A 23,633-nucleotide genomic window follows, 5' to 3' on the forward strand; every position below is an offset into this window, starting at 1 on the left:
GCACAAAGCCCGGTAGCCTTCGTGTCGATTCACGACAAACACCCCATCTTCGGGAGCACACTTTGACAGCTCACGGCGACGCCGGCCAGCTCCGCATGGACGAACTCCTGCGGGCCAAGGAGGAGACCGTCCTCAAGCGCTGGATCGACCTCGCGGGCGCCACCGTAGGAGGCAGGGCCGACCGCAGCGTGCTGGCCGGGCGGCTGCGCGAGGTCTACCAGGCACTGCTGCAGTTCATCGGTGAGGGAGGGGACGCCTCCGACCTGCGCGGCCTGCTCGCCGACCTGTCGCGGAAGCAGGCCAGGGAGGGCTTCACGCCGGCGGAGACCGCCGCCGTGGTGTTCAGCCTCAAGGAGGCGGTCTACGGGCTGATCGAGTCGGAGGACGACGTCACGGCCCTGCGCGGCTACATCTGGCTGGCGCGGCAGATCGACGACCTCGGCCTGTTCACGTTCGAGACCTTCGTCAGCGCCCGCGAGAAGATCATCACCGACCAGGCCGAGCAGCTCCTGGAGCTGTCCACGCCGGTGGTCAAGCTGTGGGACGGCATCCTCGCGGTGCCGCTGGTGGGCACGCTCGACTCGGCCCGTACGCAGGTGGTCATGGAGAAGCTGCTCCAGGGGCTGGTGGAGACCGGCTCCGAGCACGCCGTGATCGACATCACCGGCGTGCCGGCCGTCGACACCCAGGTGGCGCAGCACCTGCTCAAGGCCGTGGTGGCGGCCCGGCTCATGGGCGCCGAGTGCGTCATCTCCGGCATCCGCCCCCAGATCGCGCACACCATCGTCACCCTCGGCATCGAGTTCGGCGACATCGTCACCAAGGCCTCGCTGGCCGACGCCCTCGCCTACACGCTGCGCAAGAGCGGGGTGCAGGTCACGCAGCGGGCCGACAAGCACGTCGTCGTCGGGTTGGAGCGGGTTTGATGGAACGTGTCCCCGTTCTCAAACTCGGTGACCTCCTCATCGTCTCCATCCAGATCGACCTGCAGGACCAGAGCGTGCTCATGCTGCAGGAGGACCTGGCGGACGCGATCGTCGAGAGCCGGGCCCGCGGCGTGATCATCGACATCACCGCCGTGGAGATCGTCGACTCCTTCATCGGGCGCATGCTCTCGACCATCGCGTCGATCTCGCGCATGCTGGACGCCGAGACCATCGTCGTGGGCATGCGGCCCGCGGTCGCGATCACGCTGGTCGAGCTCGGGCTGTCGCTCGGCGGCGTCCGCACCGCGCTCAACCTGGAGAAGGGTGTCGCGATGCTCAAGGAACGCGGCGGAGCCGACCCGGTAGCGGTGCCGGAGTGACGTCCGCCGTCGAGCTCGTCATCGCGGGCAACAGCGACGTGGTCATCGTGCGCCAGCAGGTGCGCAACAGCGCCCAGCAGGTCGGCCTGTCGCTGGTCGACCAGACCAAAGTGGTCACCGCGGCCAGCGAGCTCGCCCGCAACGCCCTGATGTACGCCGGCGGCGGCCAGGTGCGGATCGAGGTCGTCAACAACGGCGTACGCGACGGGCTGCGCCTCGACTTCACCGACGAGGGCCCCGGCATCCCCGACCTGGACCTGGCCCTGACCGACGGGTGGTCCACGGGCGGCGGCCTCGGCCTCGGGCTGAGCGGATCACGCCGGTTGGTGGACGAGTTCGACCTGGAGTCCAAAACCGGCGAAGGGACGCGGGTCACAGTGATCAAGTGGGCGAGATGATCCGTTCCGGGGACGAGTCCTGGGTCCGGATCGAGGACGCCAGCGCGATCGGGGCGGCCCGCAGGGCCGCGGCGAACCTGGCGGAGGCGTGCGGCTTCGACGAGCACGACCGCGGGCGGGTGGGCGTCGCCGTCAGCGAGGCGGCCTCCAACCTGGTCAAGCACGCGGTCGAGGGCATGATGCTGATCCGGGCCCATCCCGAGGCGGCGACCGCCGTCGAGGTGATCGCCCTGGACAAGGGGCCTGGCATGCGCGACGTGCGCAGCGCCGTACGCGACGGTTACTCCACCGCGGGCACGCTCGGCGTCGGCCTCGGCGGGATCGCCAGGATGGCCACAGCGCACGAGGTCTATTCCCTGCCCGGACGTGGCACGGTGGTGACCATGTGCTTCACCGCCGCCGACGCGCCGGCCCCCGTCTCCCAGGTGAGCGGGCTGACCCGCCCCATCGGGGAGGAGGTCGTCTCGGGCGATGCCTTCGCGTACGTGGAGGGCGGCGGCACGGCGATCGCCCTGCTCTGCGACGGCCTCGGCCACGGGCCCGCCGCGGCCGCCGCCTCCCGCGAGGCCGTACGGGTCTTCGAGCAGCACCACCACCTGCCCGTGCTGGAGCTGCTGGAGCGCGTCCACCGGGCGCTGACGGGCACCAGGGGCGGGGCCGTGGCCGTCGCCCGGCTGGACCGCGAGCGGGGTGTGGTCCGCTACGCCGGGCTCGGCAACGTCTCGGGCTGGATCGTGCACGCCGAGGGCCGGCAGGGCATGATCTCCGTGCCGGGCATCGCCGGGCACCAGCGCAGCCGCCTGCGCGAGTACGAGTACGCCGTCCCGCCGCACAGCGTGCTCGTCATGCACTCGGACGGGCTCACCGACCGGTGGGACCCGATCTCCTTCCCCGGCCTGGCCGCCCGTTCCCCCGTCGTCGTGGCCGCCACCCTGCTGCGGGACGCCGGCACGCGCAGGGACGACGCCGCCGTGCTCGCCGTCGGGACGGCCCCGTGACGCGCGACCTCATGGGGAGGGCGCCGTGAGAGCGGCCCAGCTGGCCACGGTCACCGTCGCCGGCGAGCCGGACGTCTTCGCCATGCGCCAGGTGGGCCGCGAGGTCGCCGCCGCGCTCGGCATGTCCCAGCAGGACCAGATCCGGGTGGCGACCGCGCTGAGCGAGCTGGGCAGGGAGATCGTCATCGAGGGCGCGGCCGGCATGGTGGTCGTCTTCGCCCTCGACCTCGGCGACCTCGTGATGGAGGTGAGCTTCCCCGACGCCGCCGCCCGTCACGTGGACGAGGGCGTGACCATGGCCGGGCGGCTCATGGACGCGGTCGACGCCGGCGAGCGCGGCCGGGTGGTGCTGCGCAAGCGGCTGCCGGCGAGCGCGTCCGCGCTGTCGGCCGCGCAGGTCCGCGCCAAGGTCAACGCCCTGGCCCCGGTCAGCGCGCTGGACGAGCTGCGCCAGCAGAACCACGAGCTCGCCTCGACCCTGGAGGCGGTCCGCCAGCTCAACGCCGAGCTGGAGGAGACCAACCACGGCGTCATGGCGCTGTACAACCAGCTCTCCGCCGAGCTGGAGGAGACCAACCGGGGCGTCGTCGCGCTCTACGCCGAGCTGGACGAGAAGTCGATGCAGCTGCGCGAGGCCAGCGACGCCAAGAACCGGTTCTGGGCCACGGTCAGCCACGAGCTGCGCACGCCGCTCAACTCGATCATCGGCCTGGTCCGGCTGCTGACCGGCCCCGGCGGGGAGCCGCTGGGCGAGGAGCAGGCGCGGCAGGTCGAGCTGATCGGCTCCTCGGCCGAGACCCTGCTCACCCTGGTCAGCGAGCTGCTCGACATCGGCAAGGCCGAGTCGGGGCGGCTCGACCCGCAGCTCACCACCGTCGACCTCGTCGCCCTGGCCGAACGGCTGCGCATGACGATGGGGCCGGCGCAGAGCACCGATCGGGTCACGCTGCGCGTCAACGTCCCGCCGCCGCCGTTCACCATGCAGGCCGACGAGGCCATGCTCACCAGGATCCTGCGCAACCTGCTGGCCAACAGCCTGAAGTTCACCCAGGAGGGCGAGGTCGTGCTGGAGGTGGCCCACGACCCGGCCGCCGGCGAGACGGTCTTCACCGTCGCCGACACGGGCATCGGCATCCCCGCCGAGCACCTGGAACGGGTCTTCGAGGAGTTCTACCAGGTGCCGGGGCCGGCGCAGACCCGGGCCAAGGGCACCGGCCTCGGGCTGGCGTACGCGCGGCGGCTGGCCGAGGCGATGGGCGGCACGCTGACCCTGGCCAGCACGCTGGGGGAGGGCACCACGGCGGTGCTGCGGCTGCCGTACGAGTCGCACGACGTGCCCGTCGCGCAGCGGATCCTCGTCGCCGACGACGACGAGAACTTCCGCGCCGGGGTGCGGCGCATGCTCACCGGGTTCGCCGCGCACATCGACGAGGCGCCCGACGGCGCCGCCGCGCTCGCCGCGATGGCCGCCGCGCCGCCCGACCTGGCCCTGCTGGACCTGCTCATGCCCGGCCTCGACGGCACGGCCGTCCTGCAGCGCATGGCGGGCGACGAGCGGCTGCGGGACGTCCCCGTGATCATCGTCACTCTGGCGCAGGCGCACCGGCGTCCCGAGCGGGCCGAGGCCGTGCTCGGCAAGCAGGGACTGCGCAGGGACGTGCTGCTGAACGCCATCCGCCAGGCACTGGGGAGCCGTGATGAGTGACGCGACGCCGCCGGAGGCGACGATCCTCGTCGTCGACGACACCCCCACCAAGCTCTACATCCTGTCGAGCTGGCTGCGCCGGGCCGGGTACGCGGTGGTCGAGGCCACCGGCGGCCTGGAGGCGCTGCAGCGCATCGCCGAGCTCCATCCCGACCTGGTGGTGCTCGACGTACGGCTGCCGGACATCTCCGGCTACGAGGTGTGCGAGCGCATCAAGAGCGATCCCGCGACGTCCTCGATCCCCGTGATCCAGATCTCCGGCGCGGCCATCACCGCCGCCGACCGGGCGCTCGGCCTGCACCGGGGCGCCGACGGCTACCTGGCCGAGCCGGTCGAGCCGGACGAGTTCGTCGCCACCGTGGAGGCGGCCCTGCGCTACCACCGGGCGCGGCAGCGGGCCGAGCGCCTGGCCGCCCGCCTCGGCGCGCTCACCGACCTCACGCTGGCCATGAACGCCGCCCAGACCTTCGACGAGCTGCTGTCCACCGCCGTCTCGGGCACCAGCCGCATCCTGGGGCGGAGGACCGGGGTGGTGGCTCTCGCGCCCGACGGGCGTACCCGCAGGCTGACCGCGCTGCCGCCGGACGGGACCCCCACGTTCAGGACGGTCCAGCCGCCCGTGCTGCAGTTCCTCGGCGAGCGGGCGCTCGGCCAGCGGGCCGGCACGGAGTTCCTCATCATCCCGCACGACTACTGGTCGGGGATCGCGCCCGACACCCCGTCCCGGCAGGACATCACGGCCGTGCTGTCGCGCACCAAACGCGACCGGCCGCCCGTGCTGCTCGGCGTGGAGCCGGACCCCGAGCTGGACCAGGACGAGCTGAGCATGCTGCGCCAGCTCGGCCAGGCCGTGGCGCTGGCGGTGGAGGCGCTGCGCGCCTACGCCGAGGAGCACGCGATCGCGCTGACCCTGCAGCGCAGCCTGCTGCCCTCGCGCGTCCCCCAGGTGGCGGGGCTCGACATCGTCTGGCGCTACCAGCCGGCGGTGGACAACGTCGAGGTGGGCGGCGACTTCTACGAGGTGCTGGAGCTGGGCGAGCAGGTCCTGGTCGCGGTCGGCGACGTCCAGGGGCACTCGCTGCTGGCCGCCACCGTGATGGCCGAGCTGCGCCACGCGCTGCGCGCCTCGCTCATCGGCAAGGTGGAGCTCGACCAGTCGCTGTCGCTGCTCAACGACGTGCTGCGCCGCTACCACCCGCGGATGACCGCGACCGTGTGCCTGACGCTGCTCGACCCGGCGACCGGCGAGGCGCAGATCGCCAACGCCGGCCACATCCCGCCACTGCTGCTCGACGGCGACGGCGGGGCCCGCTACCACGAGCGCTTCGGCAACCTGCTCCTGGGCGTGGCCGAGGAGGTCTACCGGATCGACCGAGTCGTGGTGCCGCCGGGCGGGTCGGTGCTGATGTTCACCGACGGGCTCGTGGAGGACCGCGACAAGTATCTCGACGACAGCCTGGAGATCGCCCGGCGCGCCGCCGAGGAGATCGGCGACGACATGGACGAGGCGGCCGGCCGGCTCATCGACACCTTCGGCGCACGGGAGGACGACGTCGCCCTGGTGATCGTCCGCCGCCGCCCCGATGATCGCCCGCCGCTGCCCGCCGAGGGGTGACGCCGGACGCCGCTCACCGCTCGATGAGCGTGACCTCCAGGGAGTAGTGCGAGGCGCGGTAGACGTGCGAGCCGTGCTCGACCGCCCGGCCCTGGTCGTCGTAGGTGGTGCGGACCATGGTGAGCAGCGGGGCGCCGCGGCGCTCGGCCAGCAGCCGCGCCTCGGCCTGGGAGGCGGCGCGGGCCCCGATGCGCTGGTTGGCCACCCGCATGCGTACGCCCGCGGCGCGCAGCAGCTCGTACAGGCCGCGGGTCTGCAGGTCGGCGCGGGTGAGCTGGGCGAGGCCCAGCGGCAGCCAGTTGTGCAGCACGGCCAGCGGCTCGCTCGCCGCGAAGCGCAGCCGCTCCAGGTAGAGGATGTCGGCGCCGGGCTCGACGCCGAGCACGGCGGCGACGTCCTCCTCGGCCGTGCGCGGCTCCAGCGCCAGCACCTGCGTGGCCGGCTCCTGGCCGGCGCGGCGCAGGTCGTCGTAGAGGCTGGTCAGCTCGACCGAGCGCTTGACCTGGCCGTGCACCACCTGCGTGCCGACGCCCCGCTTGCGGACCAGCAGGCCCTTGTCCACGAGATATTGGATCGCCTGGCGGATCGTGGGGCGCGACAGGCCGAGCCGGTCGGCCAGCAGGATCTCGTTGTCCAGCCGCGAGCCGGGGGGCAGGTCGCCTCGCCGGATGGCCTCGGCGATCTGCTCGGCCACCTGGAAATAGAGTGGCACGGGGCTGGATCGATCCAGGTCGATCGCCAGATTCGAGGTCATGCTGATCAGCTTAACCGAGGTCAGAATGTCATGACAAACGATCGGCGCGTTAGGGTGGGAACGATGGATGCGACAGAGCTGCTCGACACCGCCGCCGAGGCGGCCAGGTCCGTGGGCCCCCGGCTGCGCGAGGCGTTCCGGTCCCGGCCCGCGGTGGACACCAAACGCGACTTCCACGACCCCGTCACCGAGCACGACCGCGCCGCCGAGGAGGCGATCCGCGCGGTCATCGAGGCGCGCGCCCCCGGCAGCGCCGTGGTCGGCGAGGAGGGAGGGGCCACCGGCTCCGGCGACCTCGTCTGGTACGTCGACCCGATCGACGGCACCGCCAACTTCGCCGCCGGCCTGCCCTACTTCTGCGTCTCCATCGCCGCCGCCGTGCACGGCGAGCTGGTGGCCGGCGTGGTCTACGACCCGGTGCGCGACGACGCGTTCACCGCGAGCACCGAGGGCGCCTGGTGCAACGGCGAGCCGATCCGCAGCCGCGGCGCGGCCGGCGACCGTGAGGCCATGCTGCTGTGCTCCTACCCGCAGCCGGGCGACCTCGAGGCCGAGGGCGACGAGGCGCTGCTGCGCTACGGGCGGCTCCTGCGCGCGTTCTCCACCATCCGGCGGCCGGGCAGCACGGCGCTCAACCTGGCGCACGTCGCTGCCGGCTGGTCCGACGCCACCTACGGCACCGGGTCCCAGCCCTGGGACGTCGCCGCCGGGGCGCTGCTGGTGCGCCAGGCGGGCGGCGTCTATCTGGGTGACCCCCTGGTCAAGGGCGACTACCTGGCGCACGTCGGCGGCTTCGACCTGGCCGGCTCGGCCCTGGCCGAGGTGAGCGGCCGCCTGCGCCGCACCCCGTCCTGACCGCCCCGCCCGGCCCCCTCAGTCGAGCGACGCGACGAGGGCGGGCAGGGCGGCCAGCGTCGTGATGCGCGGGAAGCCGGCCGGCGCCCGCTCCACGCCGAGCCGGTCGAGCCAGGCCGAGCGCATGCCGGTGACCGCCGGTGCCGTCACGTCCCTCACGACGTCGTCGCCCACTAGCAGCACCTCCTCCGGCGCCAGCCCGAGGGCCGCGGCGGCGCCGGTGTAGGCGGCGGGTGACGGCTTGAAGTGCCCGTCCAGCACCTCGCCGGTCAGCACCGTATGCAGCGGGCCGGCCAGGCCGATCGCGCGGACCTTGGCCTCCTGCATCGGCTGCGTGCCGTTGGTGAGCACCCCGAGCGCCGGCCCTGCGGACCCGGCCAGGGCGGCCACGGCCGCCGCCGCGTCGGGGAAGGCGGTCCAGCTCCGCCGGTAGCGGGCGGCGAAGTCGGCGTAGGCCGCGTCGAGGCCGTCCGTCCCGGGGCCGGGCTCGGGCACGTCGAGCTCCCTGCACAGGGCGCGCAGACGCAGCCGGCGCTGCTCCTGCACCGTGCACTCGCCCGCCTGCCAGCGCGCGAGGTAAGGCCCCTCCAGCGCCGCCCACAACGCGGGCGCCTCGGCCCCGCGCGGATGGCCGGGGAAACGCGCCGCGAGCCAGTCCGCGATCGCCGCGTCGGCGGCGGCCCGGTGGTCGAGCAGCGTGCCGTCCAGGTCGAACAGGACCCCCTTGATCATGGCCCCGACGATACCGGGCGCGCCCCGGGCGCGGCAGAGAGGGCGATGCGCTCGGCGGTCTCGTGCGGCGGGTAGCCCAGGGTCAGGCCGCGCACCGACAGCGGCGCCCGGGCGAAGCGGGTCTCGGCGTCGTCGGTGAGCACGTAGCGGACGGCGGGGGAGTCGCGCCGGTGCTCGTCGAGCGCCGCCGCCTCCGGCTCGGCCAGCTCAGGCGGCAGCGCCTCCAGGTAGTCGGCGATGAGCGAGTCGAGGTCGAACAGCAGGGCGTAGCGCGCGGCGGTGCCCGCCACCACCCGGACCAGCTCGCCGGCCGGCTCCGCCCGGTAGACCAGGCCGGCGCCGCCGCTCGCGGCGAACCAGCGCAGCGCCTCCTCCACCGGCAGCGTGAACGCCCCGTACGGCTTGCGCCCGTACAGCAGGGCCTCGGCGATCCACCGGTCGCACCACAGCTCGTCCCGGTAGGGCGTCGGCGCGGCCGGGTCCACCGTCAGGCCCTGGGCGAGCACGGGGTTCCATGCCGACACCAGCGGGCTGCTGAAGCGCGGCATGCGGGGGCCGCGCCAGTGGCTGAGCGGGTAGCCGTACCAGACGGTGACGACCTCGACCCGCCGGTCGGGCAGGGGGCGCTGGTAGGTGCCGTTCATGATGTGGCCGCCCTCGGGGTGCCGCCAGGGGCCGGGGGCGATGCCTGCGCCTGTGGGGACCGGGGGAGTCCGGTAGTCGGGATGCAGGATCCACGTGTCCGCCACGGTTGAGGCCCTTCCCGATCGGCGTGGAGTGCGGGAGCACCAGAGTGGCATCGTGCATCACCGCTCACCCCGTTGCAAAGAGGGCGTCGGTGGAGGCGGGTCAGGTGCGGGCGCGGAAGGCGCCCGCCTGCCGGACGTGCTCGATCATGGCGTGCTCGGCCGCCTCGCCGTCGCCCGACGCCAGGGCCGCCAGGATGGCCTCGTGCGCGTCGAGCTGGGCCTGGACCTGGTCCGGCGCCAGCCACAGCGACGCCTCCGCCGGCACGGGGACGCTGTTGCGCACCGCCCGCGCGTGCGCGCCCAGGAACGCGGGCCCGCCGATGTCCACGATGCGCAGGTGGAAGCGGAGGCTCTGCTCGCCCAGCCGGTCGCCCCGGCCGTGCGCGGCGTCCTCGACCATGGCGGCGTGCAGCTCGCGCAGCTCGGCCAGCTCCTCGGCCGTGACGCGGGCGGCGGCGAGCCGGGCGCCGAGCCCTTCGACGACGGCGCGCAGACCGTAGTACTCCGCCAGCGCCTCCTCGCCGAGGTCCACCACGGTGGCCCCGTGGTGCGCCTCATATCTGATGAGGCGGTCCTTCTCCAGCCTGCGCAGCGCCTCGCGCACCGGCGTGACGGACACGCCGAGCCGCCTGGCCACCTCGCCGGCCCGCAGCGCGGTCCCGCCGGGGATGCGCGCGTTGCGGAGGTCGTCGAGCAGCGTGTTGTAGACGTAGTCGGCCTTGCTGACAGGGGGCCGCGGCTCCAGCGCTGACATGTCGTCCAGTGTCCCGTACGTTCTCGTCGGATTGACCTATGACATATTTCTTATAACTTACATTTCATGACGATCCTCGGCGACCTGCGGGTCATCGACGCGGCGACCCTGTTCGCCGGTCCCTCCGCCGCGATGATGCTCGGCGACTTCGGCGCCGACGTGATCAAGATCGAGCACCCCCGGCGCGGCGACCCGTCGCGCGGCCACGGCGCGTCGGCCGGCGGCGTCGGCCTGTGGTGGAAGACGCTCGCCCGCAACAAGCGCACCGCCGCCGTCGACCTGTCGCGCGCCGAGGGCCAGGAGATCCTGCGCCGCCTGTGCGAGCGCTCCGACGTGCTGATCGAGAACTTCCGCCCCGGCACGCTCGAACGCTGGGACCTCGACCCCGAGGACCTGCTGAAGCTCAACCCCCGGCTGATCGTGGCCAGGATGACCGGGTTCGGGCAGCACGGGCCGATGGCGCGGCAGCCGGGGTTCGGCACGCTGGCCGAGGCGATGAGCGGCTTCGCGGCCATGACCGGTCAGCCCGACGGCCCGCCCACGCTGCCGCCCCTGGCCCTCGCCGACGGCATCGCGGGCCTCGCCATGTCGTACGCGATCATGCTCGCCCTGCACGCCCGCGAGCGCACCGGTCGCGGCCAGGTGATCGACCTGGCCATCATCGAGCCGATCATGGGCCTGCTGGGGCCGCAGATGACCGCCTACAAGGCGCTCGGCGTGGTGCCGCAGCGCACCGGCAACCGGTCCAGCAGCAACGCCCCCCGCAACACCTACCGCACCCGCGACGGCCGCTGGCTGGCGATCTCCACCAGCGCCCAGCCGATCGCCGAGCGCGTGGTCACCCTCGTCGGCCGGCCCGACCTGGTCGAGCAGCCGTGGTTCGCCACCGGGCAGGGCCGCGTCCAGCACGTGGACGAGCTGGACGAGGCCGTCGCCTCCTGGATCGCCGAGCGTGACGCCGCCGAGGTCGTAGCCCGCTTCGAGGAGGCGCAGGCCGCCGTCGCGCCCATCTACGACGTCACCGACATCGCCCAGGACCCTCAGTACGAGGCGCTCGGCACCTTCGTCGAGCTGCCCGACGAGGAGCTGGGCACCGTCACCATGCAGAACGTCATGTTCCGCCTGTCGGACACCCCGGGCGAGATCCGCTGGCCGGGGCGTCCGCTCGGCAGGGACACCGACGAGGTGCTGGGCGAGCTCGACTACTCCCGCGAGCGCCTGGCCGAGCTGCGCGAGGCCGGGGTGATCGCATGATCCCGCCGGTGACGTGGTTGTACGTCCCCGGCGACCGGCCGGAGCGGTTCGCCAAGGCGGCCGCGTCCGGGGCCGACGTCGTCATCATCGACCTGGAGGACGCGGTCGTGCCCGCCCGCAAGGACGAGGCCCGCGCCAACGCCGTCGCCTACCTGCGCGAGCGGCCCGCGGCCGGCGCCGCCGTGCACGTCCGGGTCAACGACTTCACCACGGCGCGGGGCCGGGCGGACCTGGAGGCGGTCGGCGACCTGGCCGACGGCGTACGGCTGCCGAAGGTCGAGGACCCCGCCGTGCTCGACGGGATCGCGGACGGGCGGGCGTACCCGCTGCTGGAGTCGGCGGCCGGGATCCTGCGCGCGGCGGCCGTCGCCGCGCATCCGGCCGTGGCCGGGATCGCGCTCGGCGAGCAGGACCTCGCCGCCGAGCTGTCGATCACCGCCGAGGCCGCCATGGACCACCTGCGGCTCCAGGCGGTGCTCGCCGCGGCGGCGGCCGGGCTGCCGCCGGTGCCGATGTCGGTGTATCCCGACGTCAGGGACGAGGACGGGCTCGCCGCCTCCTGCCTGGCCGGGCGCGCGATGGGCCTGTTCGGCCGGACCGCGATCCACCCCCGGCAGATCCCGGTGATCCGGCGGGCGTTCCGGCCGGGGGAGGAGGAGGTCGCGCGGGCCGAGGAGGTCGTCGAGGCGGCCGAGCGGGCCGGGCGGGCGGGGCTCGGCGCGGTGGCGCTGCCGGACGGCCGGTTCGTGGACGCTCCGGTGCTGGCCCGCGCCCGCCGTACGGTCGCGCTCGCCCGCCATCTCGCCGCCGAGGTCTGACGTCTAGGAGCCCGTCCACCAGCGGGACGACAGCTCCTCGTCCGTCGCCGCCGGTCCTGGCAGCTCGCGGCGGGCCGGCGGCAGGCGCAGCGCGTCCATCATCAGGGTGAGATAGCGGTGGCGCAGCTCGGAGATCCGCCGCTCGTCGCCCACCCGGATGGAGGCGATCTGCTCCAGCAGCAGCGCGATGTCGGCGGTGGTGAGGTCGGGGCGCAGCACGCCCGCCTCCACCGTGCGCCGGTGGATCTCGGTGGCCAGCGCCCCCGCCCGCATCGCGTCGCGGCCCAGCTCCTCCGTCGGCTGGAACGTCCCGGCCAGCTTGATCGTCAGCGAGTTGGTGTCGGCGTCCACGATGCCGCGAAGGTAGCCGGCGAACGCCTCCCACGGGTCGCCCTCCTCGGCCAGCGCCCGCTCGGTGACCTCGATGTAGAGTTTGAGCCCGTCGCCGCACAGCTTCTGCAGCAGGGCCTCCTTGCTGGGATAGCGGCGGTAGAGGGCGCTGATGCCGACGCCCGCCTTCTCGGCGACGGCGGCGATGGGGGCGCCCGGGTCGGCGGTGAAGACCGCCCGTGCCGCCTGGAGGATCAGCTCGTCGTTCCGCGCGGCCTGTGCCTTGCGGCCGCTCATGGGTGCGCTGGTCATGCTCGCATTATAGGGAACGAAGTCTTCCGTTCTGCAACTATGCGTGTCCTTATGTCTATACAACACGTTGACACTGATGTAGAACCGGGCCAAGCCTGTTGGTCTTGGAGGTGTCCTTGTGAGACGTACCCCGATCGTGCTGGCACTGTTAGGAGCCCTCGCCCTCACGGGCTGCTCGTCCCCGTCCCCGGACGGGCAGAGCGCCCAGAGCAGCGCTCCGGCGGCCGGATCCCCGGCCGAAAGCGGCGGCAAGTACGCCGTCATCACCCACGGCGGCGCCGGCGACGCCTTCTGGGACGTGGTCAAGAACGGCGCGGAGGCCGCCGGGAAGCAGTACGGCGTCACCGTCACCTACCAGGGCGACGGCGACCCGGCCAAGCAGTCGCAGCTCATCGACCAGGCCGTCGCCGAGAAGGTGGACGGCATCGTGGTCTCCATGGCCAACCCCGACGCGCTGAAGGAGGCGATCGGCAAGGCCGTCACCGCGAAGATCCCGGTGGTGACGATCAACTCGGGGGCCGACTCCTCCAAGGCGTTCGGCGCGCTCACCCACGTCGGGCAGTCCGAGGACGTGGCCGGGCGCGGCGCGGGCGAGCAGCTCAAGGCGGCCGGCGTCACCAAGCTGCTGTGCGTCATCCACGAGGCCGGCAACGTCGGCCTCGACCAGCGCTGCAAGGGCGCCGAGGAGACCCTCGGCGGCTCCGTCGAACGGCTCCAGGTGGACATCGGCAACCTGGCGGACGTCACGTCCAAGGTCACCGCCAAGCTCCAGTCCGACAAGCAGGTCAACGGCGTGCTGGCGCTCAACCCGGCGGTCGCCGTGGCCGCCAGGGACGCCGTCAGGGACTCGGGCTCGACCGCCAAGGTCGCCACCTTCGACCTGTCGGCCGACGTGGTGGCCGCGATCAAGGCCGGCGAGGTCCTGTTCGCCGTGGACCAGCAGCAGTACCTCCAGGGCTACCTGCCCATCACGTTCCTGCACCTCTACACCACCAACCTCAACACCGTGGGCGGCGGCCTGCCGGTCAACACCGGGCCCGGCTTCGTCACCAAGGACAACGCCGACCAGGTCGCCAAGCTGGCGGAGGCGGGCACCCGATGAGCCCGGGGACGGCGCCGGCGACGGAGGTGGCCGCCGACGAGCGGATCGCCCGCGTCGGCCTGGCCCGCCGCCTGCTCATCCGGCCCGAGCTGGGCGCGGTGGTCGGCGCGGTGCTGGTGTTCGCGTTCTTCGCCGCCCAGTCGCCGGTGTTCCGCTCGCCGGCCGGCGTCGCGAACTGGCTCGACCCGGCCGCCACGCTCGGCATCATGGCGGTCGCGGTCGCGCTGCTCATGATCGGCGGCGAGTTCGACCTGTCCGCGGGCGTGCTGACCGGCACCAGCGGGCTCATCCTGGTCACGCTGGCCACCCGGTTCGGGCTCAACGTGTGGCTCGCCATGCTGGCCGGGCTGGCGGTGGCGCTGGCCGTCGGGTTCGCCAACGGGCTGATCGTGACCCGCACCCGGCTGCCCAGCTTCATCGTCACGCTCGGCACGTTCCTCATGCTGCAGGGCGTCAACCTCGGCGTGACCAAGGCCATCACCGGGACCGTCCAGGTCGGCGGGCTGCGCAGGGCCGACGGGTACGACGGCGCGAGCACCCTGCTGGCCGGGACCATCGACGTCGGCGGCACCTCGTTCCGGGTGGCGATCCTGTGGTGGCTGCTGGTCACGGCGGTGGCGACGTGGGTGCTCATGCGCTCCCGGGCGGGCAACTGGATCTTCGCGGTGGGCGGCGACGAGCGGGCGGCGCGGGCGGTCGGCGTACCGGCCGCGCGGACGAAGATCGCGCTGTTCATGACGACCGCGTTCGCCGCCTGGCTGGTCGGCTCGATCCTGGCGCTGCGCTACACCTCGGTCCAGGCCAACATCGGCATCGGCCAGGAGTTCATCTACATCATCGCGGCGGTCATCGGCGGCTGCCTGCTGACCGGCGGGTACGGCTCGGCCGTCGGCGCCGCCATCGGCGCGGTCATCTTCGGCATGGCCGACAAGGGCATCGTCTTCCTCGGCTGGGACGCCGACTGGTTCAAGTTCTTCCTGGGCGCGATGCTGCTGCTGGCCACGCTGGCCAACCGGCTGGTCCGCCGCTACGCCGAGGAGGTACGGCGTTGATCCTGGAGACCCGCGGCATCGGCAAGAGGTTCGGCTCGGTGCTGGCGCTGCGCGAGGTGTCGATGGGCGTGGCGGCCGGTGAGGTGCTGTGCGTGCTCGGCGACAACGGCGCCGGCAAGTCGACCCTCATCAAGATCCTGTCCGGCGTGCACCAGCACGACACGGGGGCGCTGCTCGTGGACGGCGAGGAGGTGCGCCTGTCGAGCCCGCGCGACGCGCTCGACCGCGGCATCGCCACCGTCTACCAGGACCTGGCGATGATCCCGCTGATGTCGGTGTGGCGGAACTTCTTCCTCGGCTCCGAGCCGCGCAAGGGCCTCGCCTTCGACGTGGCGAGGGCCCGCCGGGTGGCCCGCGAGGAGCTGCGGGCCATGGGCATCGACATCCGCGACGTGGACCAGCCGGTCGGCACGCTGTCCGGCGGGGAGCGGCAGTCGGTGGCGATCGCGCGGGCCGTGCACTTCGGTGCCCGCGTGCTCATCCTCGACGAGCCCACCTCGGCGCTCGGCGTCAAACAGGCCGGGGTGGTGCTGCGCTACATCGCCCGCGCCCGCGACCGGGGGCTCGCCGTGATCTTCATCACCCACAACCCGCACCACGCCCACCCGGTGGGCGACCGGTTCCTGCTGCTCAACCGGGGCGCCGGCATGGGCGAGTACGCCAAGGCCGACATCACCGCGCAGGAGCTGACCGCGCTCATGTCGGGCGGGGCGGAGCTGGAGGAGCTGGCGCACGAGTTGCGGCGCGAATGACGCTCTTGGGCGGGAATTGACGGTTCCCGGCGGGTGCCTGGAGGCGGAACGAGGCACAACCATCCGGGCAGGGCGCAACGCGAGAGCCCGGAGGTCGTCCCGTGACCACGACGGTCAGCAGGAAGGTCGTGCTGGAGCACGGCGGCGAGGAGTGCCTCGACGCCGGGCGGACCTGGTCGCGCGCATGACCTACCGGATCAGGAGGAACGGCCGGGAGCTGCTGCGGAGCGGCCCGTTATTACGTCGCTCCCGGCCGGGGCCCGCGGGCCCCGGCCGGATCTCACGCACCGGCGGGGGTGGGGGAGCGGCCCGTCCACATGGCATGCTCGTGACAGCCGGAAGGAGGCCCCCCGTTGCCCGCCCGCCATGATGGCCGCCTGCTCGCGGTCAGTGACCTGCATGTCACCTACGACGAGAACCGCGCGATCGTCCAGGAGCTGAAACCGTCCTCGCCCGGCGACTGGCTCCTGGTCGCGGGTGACGTCGCCGACGGACTGGAGGACATCCGCTGGGCGCTGCGGCTGCTCGCGGGCCGCTTCGAGCGGGTGGTGTGGACGCCGGGCAACCACGAGCTGTGGACGCCGCACGGCGACCCGCCCGAGCTGCGGGGCGTGGCCCGCTACGAGCACCTGGTCGCCATGTGCAGGGAGCTGGGCGTCCTGACGCCGGAGGACCCCTACCCGCTGTGGGAGGGGCCGGGCGGGCCGGTGCGGATCGTGCCGCTGTTCCTGCTCTACGACTACACGTTCCTGCCGCCGGGCACCTCCTCGAAGGAGGAGGCGCTGGAGTACGCCCGCGGCACCGGTGTGGTGTGCACCGACGAGTACCTTCTGCACCCGGACCCCTACCCCAGCAGGGAGGCGTGGTGCGCGGCGCGGGTGGCGGAGACCGAGCGGCGGCTGGCGGAGGCCGGCGACGACGTGCCGCTGGTGTTCGTCAACCACTACCCGCTCGTCCGCGAGCCGACGAACGTGCTGTGGTACCCGGAGTTCGCGCAGTGGTGCGGCACCACCGCCACCCGCGACTGGCACCTGCGCTTCCCGACGGCCGCGATGATCTACGGCCACCTGCACATCCCGCGCGTCACCTGGTATGACGGGGTCCGCTTCGAGGAGGTCTCGCTCGGCTATCCGCGCGAGTGGCGCCGCCGCCCGCCCCGCGACCTGCTGCGCGACGTGCTGGCGAGCCAGGACCCGCCGCCCGCGCCATGAGCCCGCTCACATGAACGCCTGGGCCAGGGCGGCCCCGCAGTACGCCGCGCCGAGCCCGGCGACGACGCCGGCGGCGGCGTTGGCCACGGCGTGGAAGCGGGCGCCCACCTCCAGCAGCCGCACCGTCTCGTAGCCGAACGTCGAGTACGTCGTCAGCGCCCCGCAGAACCCGGTGCCGGCCAGCGCCATCAGCGCGCCGTCCGCCGGCAGCGCGACGAGGAACCCCAGCAGCGCCGACCCGGCCACGTTGACGGCGAGCGTCCCCCAGGGGAAGACCGTGTCGTGCCGGGCCTGCACCGCCCGGTCGGCGAGGTAGCGCAGCGGCGCGCCGACCGCCGCGCCGGCCACGATGAGCAGCAGCGTCATCCCGCCGCCCGCCTGCCGGCGACCCGCCGGGTCAGCCACATGCCGGCGGCGACGGCGGCCAGCGCCACGGCCATCGTGGCGGCCAGGTAGGCCAGCCCGACGAGCGGCGCGCCCGCCTCGACCGCCCGCCGCGCGTCCACCACGTACGTCGAGAACGTCGTGTACCCGCCCAGCACCCCCACGCCCAGGAACGGCCGCACGAGCCGGTGCGCCGGCCGCACCTCGGTGATCACCACCATGAGCACCCCGATGAGCAGGCAACCCGACACGTTGACCCAGAACGTCGCCCACGGGAACCCGTCCGGCGGAGCGGGCAGCGCGGACTGCAGGCCGTGGCGGGCCAGCGCCCCGAGCGCGCCGCCGGCCGCGATCGCGGCCAGGACCGGCCAGTGCAGCTCGGCGCGCTGCGCCGGGACGTGAAGATCGACGTCCGGATCGATCGGGCGTTCGGTCACATAACCCTCCCGTGTCGGAACAACTCAAGCCGGGAATTTCTCTAGAGATCTGGAAGCGCGCTCGGAGGCCCGATTGAGCACGAAGGACGCCCTCGCCCTTCTCGCAGGAGCCATCATCGTCGTTTCCCTCGTCGGCACGGCCAGGACGCCACCGGCGACGGCGGCCAGCCCGCTGGGCAACACCGGCGGCACCTTACCCGGTCTGGCCCCCATCATCTCCGACGCCGACAAGGCCGAGGCACGCGCCCTCATCCGGCGGCTGCGCACCCGGGGGCTCGGCCCCAACGCCGGCTACGACCGCGCCCGCTACGGCGAGAACTGGGCCGACACCGCGCCCGGCGTGCCGTACGCGGGGAACGGCTGCCGCACCCGCGACGACCTGCTGGCCCGCGACGGCCGGAACGTGAAGTACCGCGCCGGCTCGCGCTGCGAGGTCGTGTCGCTCACGCTGGACGACCCCTACACCGGCCGGCGCATCCGCTGGCGCAAGGACCGCGCGGGCGAGGTGCAGGTCGATCACGTGGTGCCGCTCAACTACGGCTGGCGCATGGGCGCGCCGCGCTGGCCGATGTCGAAGCGGCTCGACTTCGCCAACGACCCGCTCAACCTGCTGCCCGTGTACGGCGCCGCGAACGAGGAGAAGGACGCCGCGGGGCCGTCGGGCTGGCTGCCGCCGCAGCGGCGGGTGCGCTGCGCGTACGTCACCCGCTTCGCGCAGGTCGCCGCGAAGTACGGAGTCCCGGTCACCCCGGCGGACAAGAAGGCGATGCTCGCCCAGTGCAGATGACGAGGACGATCAGCGCGGGTCGATCCAGTCGAAGCCGCGGCCGAAGGTCTGGGCGGCCAGCACCCGCTGCCCCGCCGTGCTGGGGTGGAAGAAGTCCCACTTGCTGACGTGCTCCAGCGTGAACGGGAAGGAGAAGACCGCCCCGCCGTCGGTGCCGCACTGCGGGCCGTAGGCGGCGCAGACCTCGGCGGCGGCCCGGTTGTAGCCGATCACCCGGGCGCGTACCCGGGCCCGGCGCTCGACGTCGGCCTTCTTCGTCGAGCTCGGGTTGGTCAGCATCGTCGGGCAGACCCGGCCGAGCGTCCAGAACGTACGGGCCACAGGGTTGTCCTTGCCGACCTGCCACAGCCGCCGCAGGTCGGGGATGCTCGCGAACAGCACCCGGGCCTGCGGCATCCCGGCGCGCAGCGTGGCCAGCGCGGTCTCCAGGCGCTGCCGGTAGGTGGCGACCGGGGTCATGGCCTTCTCGGTGCGTACGCAGGCGTCGGTGGCGCCGATGAGCACGGTCACGTAGTCGGCCTTGGCCTCGATCGCCTTGTTCACCTGGCCGAGCAGGTCGGCGCTGGTCGCTCCGGGGGAGGCGAAGTTGAGATTGTGGCCCTGGAGCGTTCCAGACAGCTTCGACAGGCGCAGGTAGTGGCTGGAGACGGCGGCGTGGTCGCCCGCCGACCAGGAGCGCGAGGTGCAGGAGACATACCAGCCGCAGGCGTTGAAGCCGGTGGAGATGGAGTCGCCGAGAGCGGCCATGACCTCGGGGACCGGCTCGGCGAAGGACGCGGGGGTCGCGGCGGCGGCCGGAGCCGCGAGCGGACCGGAGAGGACACTGGCTGCGGCGAGAACAGGGGCCAGGCGACCGAACATGGCCCCAAAGGTAGAGAGCCGGCCGGCCCCCGGCCATCGCGTCGGGGCAGGTCTGCCGTTTCAGGACCGACTTCATATGGCGGCTTGACAGGCCGAAGGCCGGACGGCCGTGCCGGCTCCCCAGGCGTTCCGCTTTTTTCCGGATTTGCTTGCCTTAACGTGGCATTCATGGGGGTCAGAGTCGAACATGTTCAGGTGACGCATAGCATGTCTTGAGTGAGTGTCGCGCTCGGAACAACCCGCCCGCTGCCGGTTCGCACCACACCGGTCGGCGATCCCGGCGACCTGCTGGCCTCCCTGCCCAGGTCGTCGCCGTACGCCTGGATCAGGAACGGCGAGGGGATCGTCGGATGGGGTGAGGCGGCCCGCGTCGCCGTGCCCCCGGGCTCGGGCCGCTTCGCCTGGGCCCGCGAGTGGCTGGCCGGCGTGCTCGGCGGAGCCGGGCTCCCCGGCGCGGGAGGACCGGGCACCGGCCCGGTCGCCTTCGGCAACTTCACCTTCGACGAGGACGCGCCCGGCTCGGTGCTCGTCGTGCCGCAGGCCGTGCTGGCCCGCCGCGACGGCCGCGCCTGGCTGACCACGATCGGCGACGCGCCGCTGGAGACCGTCACGCCGGTGCTCGACCCCGGCCGCATCAGCTACGGCGACGGCAGCCTCACCGCCCCCGAGTGGGAGCACGTGGTGGCCCGCGCCGCCGCCCGCATCCGCGACGGCGAGCTGGAGAAGGTCGTGCTCGCCCGCGACCTGGTCGCCACCGCCGAGCGGGCCATCGACGTGCGGCTGCTGCTGTCGCGGCTGGCCGGCCGCTACCCCGAGTGCTACACGTTCTCCGTCGCCGGGCTGGTCGGCGCCACGCCCGAGCTGCTCATCCGGCGCACCGGCCAGGAGATCGAGTCGCTGGTGCTGGCCGGCACGACCGCGCGCGGCACCGGCCCCGCCGACGACCTCGCCCGCGGGGCAGCGCTGCTCGCCTCCGCCAAGGACCGGCACGAGCACGAGTGCGCGATCGCCTCCGTACGCACCGCGCTCGGGCCGCTCTGCTCGTCGCTGGAGACGCCCGACGAGCCCGAACTGCTCGTCCTGCCCAACGTCCAGCACCTCGCCAGCCACGTCACCGGGCGGCTCGCCGACGGGGCGTCGGTGCTCGACGTGGTCGCCGCCATGCACCCGACGGCGGCCGTCGGCGGCACCCCGACCGACCTGGCGTCCAAGGTCATCCGCGAGCTGGAGGGCATGGACCGCGCCGGCTACGCCGGGCCGGTCGGCTGGATCGACGCCAACGGCGACGGCGAGTGGGGCATCGCGCTGCGGTCGGGGCTCGTACGCGGGCGGCGGGCCCGGCTGTTCGCCGGCTGCGGCATCATGGGCGACTCCGACCCGGCCGCCGAACTGGCCGAGGCGCAGGCCAAGTTCCGCGTCATGCAGTACGCCCTGGAGGGATAGGACGCTCAGGCGGGGACGTGCACGTCCTCGCCGACGCTCACCCGGGCGCGGCCCGCCGTCAACGTCGCCACCCAGTCGCCGAACGCCGCCACCTCGTCCTCGCCGACCGCCACGCTGAAGGTGACCTGGGCGGCGTAGGCGACGTCCTCGACCGCGTACCGCGAGGCGCGCAGGTCGTTCTCCACCCGGCCGGCCTGGTCGTGCGCCACCGCCACGCGCACCCGCCTGGCCGGCACCATCCGCACCGGCTCGGCCCGGTCCAGGGTCTCGGTCACCGCCGAGCCGTAGGCGCGCACCAGCCCGCCCGCGCCGAGCAGCACGCCGCCGAAGTAGCGCGTCACCACCGCCACCACGTCGTTGTAGCCGCGCCCGACCAGCGCCTGCACCATGGGCGTGCCCGCGGTGCCGCCCGGCTCGCCGTCGTCGTCGCCCTTCTGGACGCGCTGCCCGACGACGTAGGCCGTGCAGTTGTGGGTGGCGCCGGCGTGCTCGCGCCGCCGCCCGGCGATGAACGCCGCCGCCTCCTCCACGCTGCGCGCGGGCGCGACCGCGCAGATGAAGCGCGAGCGCCGCACCTCGGTCTCGTGCTCGACGGGGGCGGTGAGTGTGAGGTACGGGGCAGACACATTCGACAGGGTATGCCCTCGCCCGCGGCGCTCGGCGGGCTACCATCGCCCTTTAGACCTCAGGGGAGGGTCTTATGCGGAATTCGACGCAAATGCTGGTGGACGTCGCCGACGACGTCATGCCCTTCGCCACCCTCGCCATCGGCGCCTACGGGGTGAGCGTGCTGGCCAGGACCAGCGAGTCGGCCGCCGGCACCCCGGTCGCCCTCGGCACGCGGGTGCTGCAGCGGGTCTTCGGCCGGGGCGACGCCCACACCCGAGGACTCATCGAACGGGTGGCGGGGGCGACAGGGGACGGCACGGAGGCGTTGCGGTCGGCGCTAGTGGCGGCCTTCCGCGACGATCCGATCCTGGGCCCCGAGGTGGCCGCGATGCTGCTCCGGGCCCCGGTGGGCGCAGACCGGGCCTGAGCCCGCGCCCGGATCGGTGCCTGAATCCGCGCCTGATCCCGCGGCCTCACGTGCCTCCGGCCGGCACGGCGTCGGACGCGCGCGGGCCCTGGCCGCGCAGGCGGTCCATGTCGCGGGCGGCCGGATGCAACCCCGCGAGCGTGGTGGTCAGCCCGTAGACCACACCGCAGGCCACCAGCACCGGCGCGAGCCCGGCCGCCGCGACCGCCGCCCCGGCCAGCACCCCGGCGACGGGGATCCCGGAGAAGGCCAGCGACGTCTGCAACGCGCCCACCCGGCCGAGCAGGTCACGGGGCACCCGCTCGTACGTGACCGCCCCCAGGATCGGGTTGAGGAACCCGCCACAGAACCCGCCCACCCCGAACACCGCCAGCACCGCCCACACCGGCACGCCGTCCACGGCCAGGATCAGGTACTGCGGCGGCCCGGCCACCAGGAACGCGGCGAAGAAGACCGGCCGCCGCCGCAGCCGGTGCGCGAGCGCCGCCGCCACCAGCCCGCCCCCGATCGCGGTCAGCCCCATGAAGCCCCGGCTGAGCCCCCAGATCGCGGGCCCGCTGCCCGACTCCTCGGCCCACACGGGCCCGAGCACCTGGGCGAAGGCTGCGTCCAGCAGGTTCGTCACCGCCACCGTGCCGATCAGGACCAGCAGCAGCGGCTGCCCCCGCAGGAACGCCCACCCTTGCCCGAACCGCCGCCAGTACCCGTCCGGGCCGTCCTCTTGAGTGGACGGGGCTGCGGCGCGGCGGCCCATGCCGTGCGGCAGCGCCCAGGCCACCACCACCGATCCCAATGCGAAGCAGACGGCGCTGACCGCGAGCCCGGCCGGCGCGCCCAGGGCGGCCACCATCGCCCCGCCCGCGATCGGCCCGACGAGCTGGGCCAGCCGCTCCACCACGCCCATCAGCCCGGTGGCCCGTTCCAGCGGCACCCGTCCGAGATCGGCCGCCTCGGGCACCATGATCGACTTGGCCAGGTCGCCGGGCCCGCGCGCCGCCCCGATGACCGCGACCAGCGCGGCCAGCACGCCCAGCGGCAGCAGTGACAGCGCGTGCAGCAGCGCGATGGCCCCGGCCGCGCCCGCGCTCACCACGTCACCGGCCAACGACACGCGCCGCGGCCCGATCCGGTCGAGCAGCGGCCCGGCCATCAGCTTGACCACCACGTACGGCGCCATCTCGGCGAATGCGACGACGCCCGTCCAGACCGGGCTCCCGGTGGTCACCAGCACGAACCAGGGCACCGCGATGGCCGACACCCGCGTGCCGGTGAGCGACACCGCCACGGCCGCCAGCACCCCCGCGAGCGGCCTGGGTAACGCCGTCGCGGCCATCAGCCCTCCCCGGCCCCGTCGTCCGTCCCGTCGTCGAGCTCGGGCAGGATTTCGGTGATCAGCACGACCCGCCGGGCGTCCGGGGGCGCCTCCTCGCCGTCGCGCCGGTAGCGGGCGATCACCTCGCCCAGCTCCTGCCGCAGCCGCCATCCCTCCTCCTCGGTGAGCCGCAGCGCGAAGGAGCTGAGGTCGAGCACCCGCCGCCAGCCGCGCGGCATGGTCTGCAGCTCGTTGAGCGCCTGCTGGGTGCGCAGGTTGTACAGGGCCGCGATGGAGTGCATGTAGGCGTGCACGGCCTCCGGCTCGGCGTCGGTGAGCCCTTCGTCGGTGAGCCGGGTGACCCGGTGGATCGAACGCCACCAGCGCTCCCGGGCGTTGCCGCGCTCGGCGTCCTCCTCCACGAACCCGGCCGCGCCCAGCTTGCGCAGGTGGTAGCTGGCGGTGCCGGAGTTGACGCCGAGGCGCTCGGCGAGGCGGGTGGCGGTCGAGGGGCCGTGCTTGCGCAGCAGCTCCACGAGCTGGACGCGTACGGGGTGGGCGAGCGCCCGCAACCCTTTCGCGTCGAGGACGACGACGCCGCTCTCCAAGGGATCGGTCATGGCTCCACCCTAGACTGCGAACACTTCTTTGCGAAGAGTTGTTTGCGGTCCGCGAA

27 protein-coding genes are annotated in these 23,633 nt (G+C 73.4%); 16 read left to right on the plus strand and 11 right to left on the minus strand.

The window, feature by feature from the left end; genetic code table 11:
* The first annotated feature begins 62 nt into the window (after positions 1–62).
* The 6 genes from BMW85_RS29155 to BMW85_RS29180 are packed head-to-tail and all read left to right on the plus strand — an operon-like array spanning position 63 to position 6,022.
* Positions 63–926 (plus strand): STAS domain-containing protein, encoded by an 864-nt coding sequence (locus tag BMW85_RS29155; RefSeq protein WP_342743448.1) that lies wholly within the window; start codon positions 63–65, stop codon positions 924–926.
* Complete coding sequence (locus BMW85_RS29160) at positions 926–1,306, plus strand: STAS domain-containing protein (RefSeq protein ID WP_218155964.1); 381 nt, start codon at positions 926–928, stop codon at positions 1,304–1,306. The genes BMW85_RS29155 and BMW85_RS29160 overlap by 1 nt, the downstream gene beginning before the upstream one ends.
* Positions 1,303–1,704, plus strand: a complete 402-nt coding sequence (locus BMW85_RS29165; RefSeq protein ID WP_091087665.1) for an anti-sigma regulatory factor — start codon at positions 1,303–1,305, stop codon at positions 1,702–1,704. Before BMW85_RS29160 ends, BMW85_RS29165 begins: the two co-directional genes overlap by 4 nt.
* Positions 1,701–2,702, plus strand: a complete 1,002-nt coding sequence (locus tag BMW85_RS29170; protein ID WP_245775134.1) for an ATP-binding protein — start codon at positions 1,701–1,703, stop codon at positions 2,700–2,702. Before BMW85_RS29165 ends, BMW85_RS29170 begins: the two co-directional genes overlap by 4 nt.
* 25 nt (positions 2,703–2,727) lie before the next feature.
* On the plus strand, positions 2,728–4,407 hold the full coding sequence (locus BMW85_RS29175; protein ID WP_091087669.1) for an ATP-binding response regulator: 1,680 nt from the start codon (positions 2,728–2,730) through the stop codon (positions 4,405–4,407).
* The gene (locus tag BMW85_RS29180; RefSeq protein WP_091087672.1) at positions 4,400–6,022 is read left to right on the plus strand and encodes a fused response regulator/phosphatase; all 1,623 of its coding nucleotides are present in this window, start codon (positions 4,400–4,402) and stop codon (positions 6,020–6,022) included. Before BMW85_RS29175 ends, BMW85_RS29180 begins: the two co-directional genes overlap by 8 nt.
* Positions 6,023–6,035: 13 nt before the next feature.
* On the opposite strand, the gene BMW85_RS29185 is transcribed toward BMW85_RS29180, so the two are convergent.
* Positions 6,036–6,776, minus strand: a complete 741-nt coding sequence (locus BMW85_RS29185; RefSeq protein WP_091087674.1) for a GntR family transcriptional regulator — start codon at positions 6,774–6,776, stop codon at positions 6,036–6,038.
* Positions 6,777–6,839: 63 nt separating this feature from the next.
* Here BMW85_RS29185 and BMW85_RS29190 point away from each other — a divergent pair, with 63 nt between their 5' ends.
* Positions 6,840–7,631 (plus strand): inositol monophosphatase family protein, encoded by a 792-nt coding sequence (locus BMW85_RS29190; RefSeq protein WP_091087676.1) that lies wholly within the window; start codon positions 6,840–6,842, stop codon positions 7,629–7,631.
* 18 nt (positions 7,632–7,649) lie between these two features.
* Here BMW85_RS29190 and BMW85_RS29195 read toward each other — a convergent pair whose 3' ends face one another.
* From BMW85_RS29195 to BMW85_RS29205, 3 genes are all read right to left on the minus strand, one after another.
* A complete protein-coding gene (locus BMW85_RS29195; RefSeq protein WP_091087679.1) occupies positions 7,650–8,363 on the minus strand; it encodes an HAD family hydrolase in 714 nt (237 codons plus the stop codon).
* The gene (locus BMW85_RS29200) at positions 8,360–9,112 is read right to left on the minus strand and encodes a hypothetical protein (RefSeq protein ID WP_091087680.1); all 753 of its coding nucleotides are present in this window, start codon (positions 9,110–9,112) and stop codon (positions 8,360–8,362) included. Before BMW85_RS29200 ends, BMW85_RS29195 begins: the two co-directional genes overlap by 4 nt.
* 100 nt (positions 9,113–9,212) lie before the next feature.
* A complete protein-coding gene (locus BMW85_RS29205) occupies positions 9,213–9,866 on the minus strand; it encodes a GntR family transcriptional regulator (protein WP_091087683.1) in 654 nt (217 codons plus the stop codon).
* A gap of 66 nt (positions 9,867–9,932) precedes the next feature.
* On the opposite strand from BMW85_RS29205, the gene BMW85_RS29210 reads away from it, so the two are divergent.
* Both BMW85_RS29210 and BMW85_RS29215 read left to right on the plus strand, forming a co-directional pair.
* Positions 9,933–11,120 carry a CaiB/BaiF CoA transferase family protein gene (locus BMW85_RS29210; RefSeq protein WP_091087684.1) on the plus strand — a complete coding sequence of 396 codons (1,188 nt, stop codon included), beginning with the start codon at positions 9,933–9,935 and terminating at the stop codon, positions 11,118–11,120.
* An 8-nt stretch (positions 11,121–11,128) separates the two neighbouring features.
* Positions 11,129–11,938, plus strand: a complete 810-nt coding sequence (locus tag BMW85_RS29215) for an HpcH/HpaI aldolase/citrate lyase family protein (RefSeq protein ID WP_245775127.1) — start codon at positions 11,129–11,131, stop codon at positions 11,936–11,938.
* 3 nt (positions 11,939–11,941) lie between these two features.
* Here the strand turns inward: BMW85_RS29215 and BMW85_RS29220 are convergent, their stop codons facing one another.
* The gene (locus BMW85_RS29220) at positions 11,942–12,580 is read right to left on the minus strand and encodes a TetR/AcrR family transcriptional regulator (protein ID WP_245775128.1); all 639 of its coding nucleotides are present in this window, start codon (positions 12,578–12,580) and stop codon (positions 11,942–11,944) included.
* Between the two features lie 118 nt (positions 12,581–12,698).
* On the opposite strand from BMW85_RS29220, the gene BMW85_RS29225 reads away from it, so the two are divergent.
* The 4 genes from BMW85_RS29225 (at position 12,699) to BMW85_RS29240 (ending at position 16,697) form a co-directional block, all read left to right on the plus strand.
* Positions 12,699–13,682, plus strand: a complete 984-nt coding sequence (locus BMW85_RS29225) for a sugar ABC transporter substrate-binding protein (RefSeq protein WP_091087695.1) — start codon at positions 12,699–12,701, stop codon at positions 13,680–13,682.
* Complete coding sequence (locus BMW85_RS29230; RefSeq protein ID WP_091087697.1) at positions 13,679–14,734, plus strand: ABC transporter permease; 1,056 nt, start codon at positions 13,679–13,681, stop codon at positions 14,732–14,734. The genes BMW85_RS29225 and BMW85_RS29230 overlap by 4 nt, the downstream gene beginning before the upstream one ends.
* Positions 14,731–15,486 (plus strand): ATP-binding cassette domain-containing protein, encoded by a 756-nt coding sequence (locus BMW85_RS29235; protein WP_091087700.1) that lies wholly within the window; start codon positions 14,731–14,733, stop codon positions 15,484–15,486. Before BMW85_RS29230 ends, BMW85_RS29235 begins: the two co-directional genes overlap by 4 nt.
* A 353-nt stretch (positions 15,487–15,839) precedes the next feature.
* Positions 15,840–16,697, plus strand: a complete 858-nt coding sequence (locus BMW85_RS29240) for a metallophosphoesterase family protein (protein ID WP_091087702.1) — start codon at positions 15,840–15,842, stop codon at positions 16,695–16,697.
* A gap of 6 nt (positions 16,698–16,703) precedes the next feature.
* On the opposite strand, the gene BMW85_RS29245 is transcribed toward BMW85_RS29240, so the two are convergent.
* Together BMW85_RS29245 and BMW85_RS29250 are read right to left on the minus strand one after the other, a co-directional pair.
* Positions 16,704–17,063, minus strand: a complete 360-nt coding sequence (locus BMW85_RS29245) for a fluoride efflux transporter FluC (RefSeq protein WP_091087795.1) — start codon at positions 17,061–17,063, stop codon at positions 16,704–16,706.
* On the minus strand, positions 17,060–17,518 hold the full coding sequence (locus tag BMW85_RS29250; protein ID WP_091087705.1) for a FluC/FEX family fluoride channel: 459 nt from the start codon (positions 17,516–17,518) through the stop codon (positions 17,060–17,062). The genes BMW85_RS29245 and BMW85_RS29250 overlap by 4 nt, the downstream gene beginning before the upstream one ends.
* 73 nt (positions 17,519–17,591) lie before the next feature.
* Here BMW85_RS29250 and BMW85_RS29255 point away from each other — a divergent pair, with 73 nt between their 5' ends.
* Positions 17,592–18,305 (plus strand): HNH endonuclease family protein, encoded by a 714-nt coding sequence (locus tag BMW85_RS29255; protein ID WP_091087707.1) that lies wholly within the window; start codon positions 17,592–17,594, stop codon positions 18,303–18,305.
* A 9-nt stretch (positions 18,306–18,314) separates the two neighbouring features.
* Here BMW85_RS29255 and BMW85_RS29260 read toward each other — a convergent pair whose 3' ends face one another.
* Positions 18,315–19,166: an SGNH/GDSL hydrolase family protein gene (locus BMW85_RS29260; protein ID WP_091087708.1), complete on the minus strand. Its 852-nt coding sequence runs from the start codon at positions 19,164–19,166 to the stop codon at positions 18,315–18,317.
* Between the two features lie 216 nt (positions 19,167–19,382).
* Between BMW85_RS29260 and BMW85_RS29265 the strand changes: the two genes are divergently transcribed.
* The gene (locus BMW85_RS29265) at positions 19,383–20,609 is read left to right on the plus strand and encodes an isochorismate synthase (RefSeq protein WP_091087710.1); all 1,227 of its coding nucleotides are present in this window, start codon (positions 19,383–19,385) and stop codon (positions 20,607–20,609) included.
* 5 nt (positions 20,610–20,614) lie between these two features.
* Here the strand turns inward: BMW85_RS29265 and BMW85_RS29270 are convergent, their stop codons facing one another.
* Positions 20,615–21,235 (minus strand): YigZ family protein, encoded by a 621-nt coding sequence (locus tag BMW85_RS29270; protein ID WP_091087712.1) that lies wholly within the window; start codon positions 21,233–21,235, stop codon positions 20,615–20,617.
* Positions 21,236–21,309: 74 nt separating this feature from the next.
* On the opposite strand from BMW85_RS29270, the gene BMW85_RS29275 reads away from it, so the two are divergent.
* Positions 21,310–21,645, plus strand: a complete 336-nt coding sequence (locus BMW85_RS29275) for a hypothetical protein (RefSeq protein WP_143082430.1) — start codon at positions 21,310–21,312, stop codon at positions 21,643–21,645.
* A 46-nt stretch (positions 21,646–21,691) separates the two neighbouring features.
* Here BMW85_RS29275 and BMW85_RS29280 read toward each other — a convergent pair whose 3' ends face one another.
* Both BMW85_RS29280 and BMW85_RS29285 read right to left on the minus strand, forming a co-directional pair.
* A complete protein-coding gene (locus tag BMW85_RS29280; RefSeq protein ID WP_091087717.1) occupies positions 21,692–22,978 on the minus strand; it encodes an MFS transporter in 1,287 nt (428 codons plus the stop codon).
* Positions 22,978–23,577, minus strand: coding sequence for a winged helix-turn-helix domain-containing protein (locus BMW85_RS29285; protein ID WP_091087719.1), 600 nt, complete (start codon positions 23,575–23,577; stop codon positions 22,978–22,980). Before BMW85_RS29285 ends, BMW85_RS29280 begins: the two co-directional genes overlap by 1 nt.
* Positions 23,578–23,633: the final 56 nt, after the last annotated feature.

The sequence above is a fragment of the Nonomuraea wenchangensis genome, from assembly GCF_900111685.1.
In the GTDB taxonomy this organism is placed as follows: Bacteria; Actinomycetota; Actinomycetes; order Streptosporangiales; family Streptosporangiaceae; genus Nonomuraea; species Nonomuraea wenchangensis.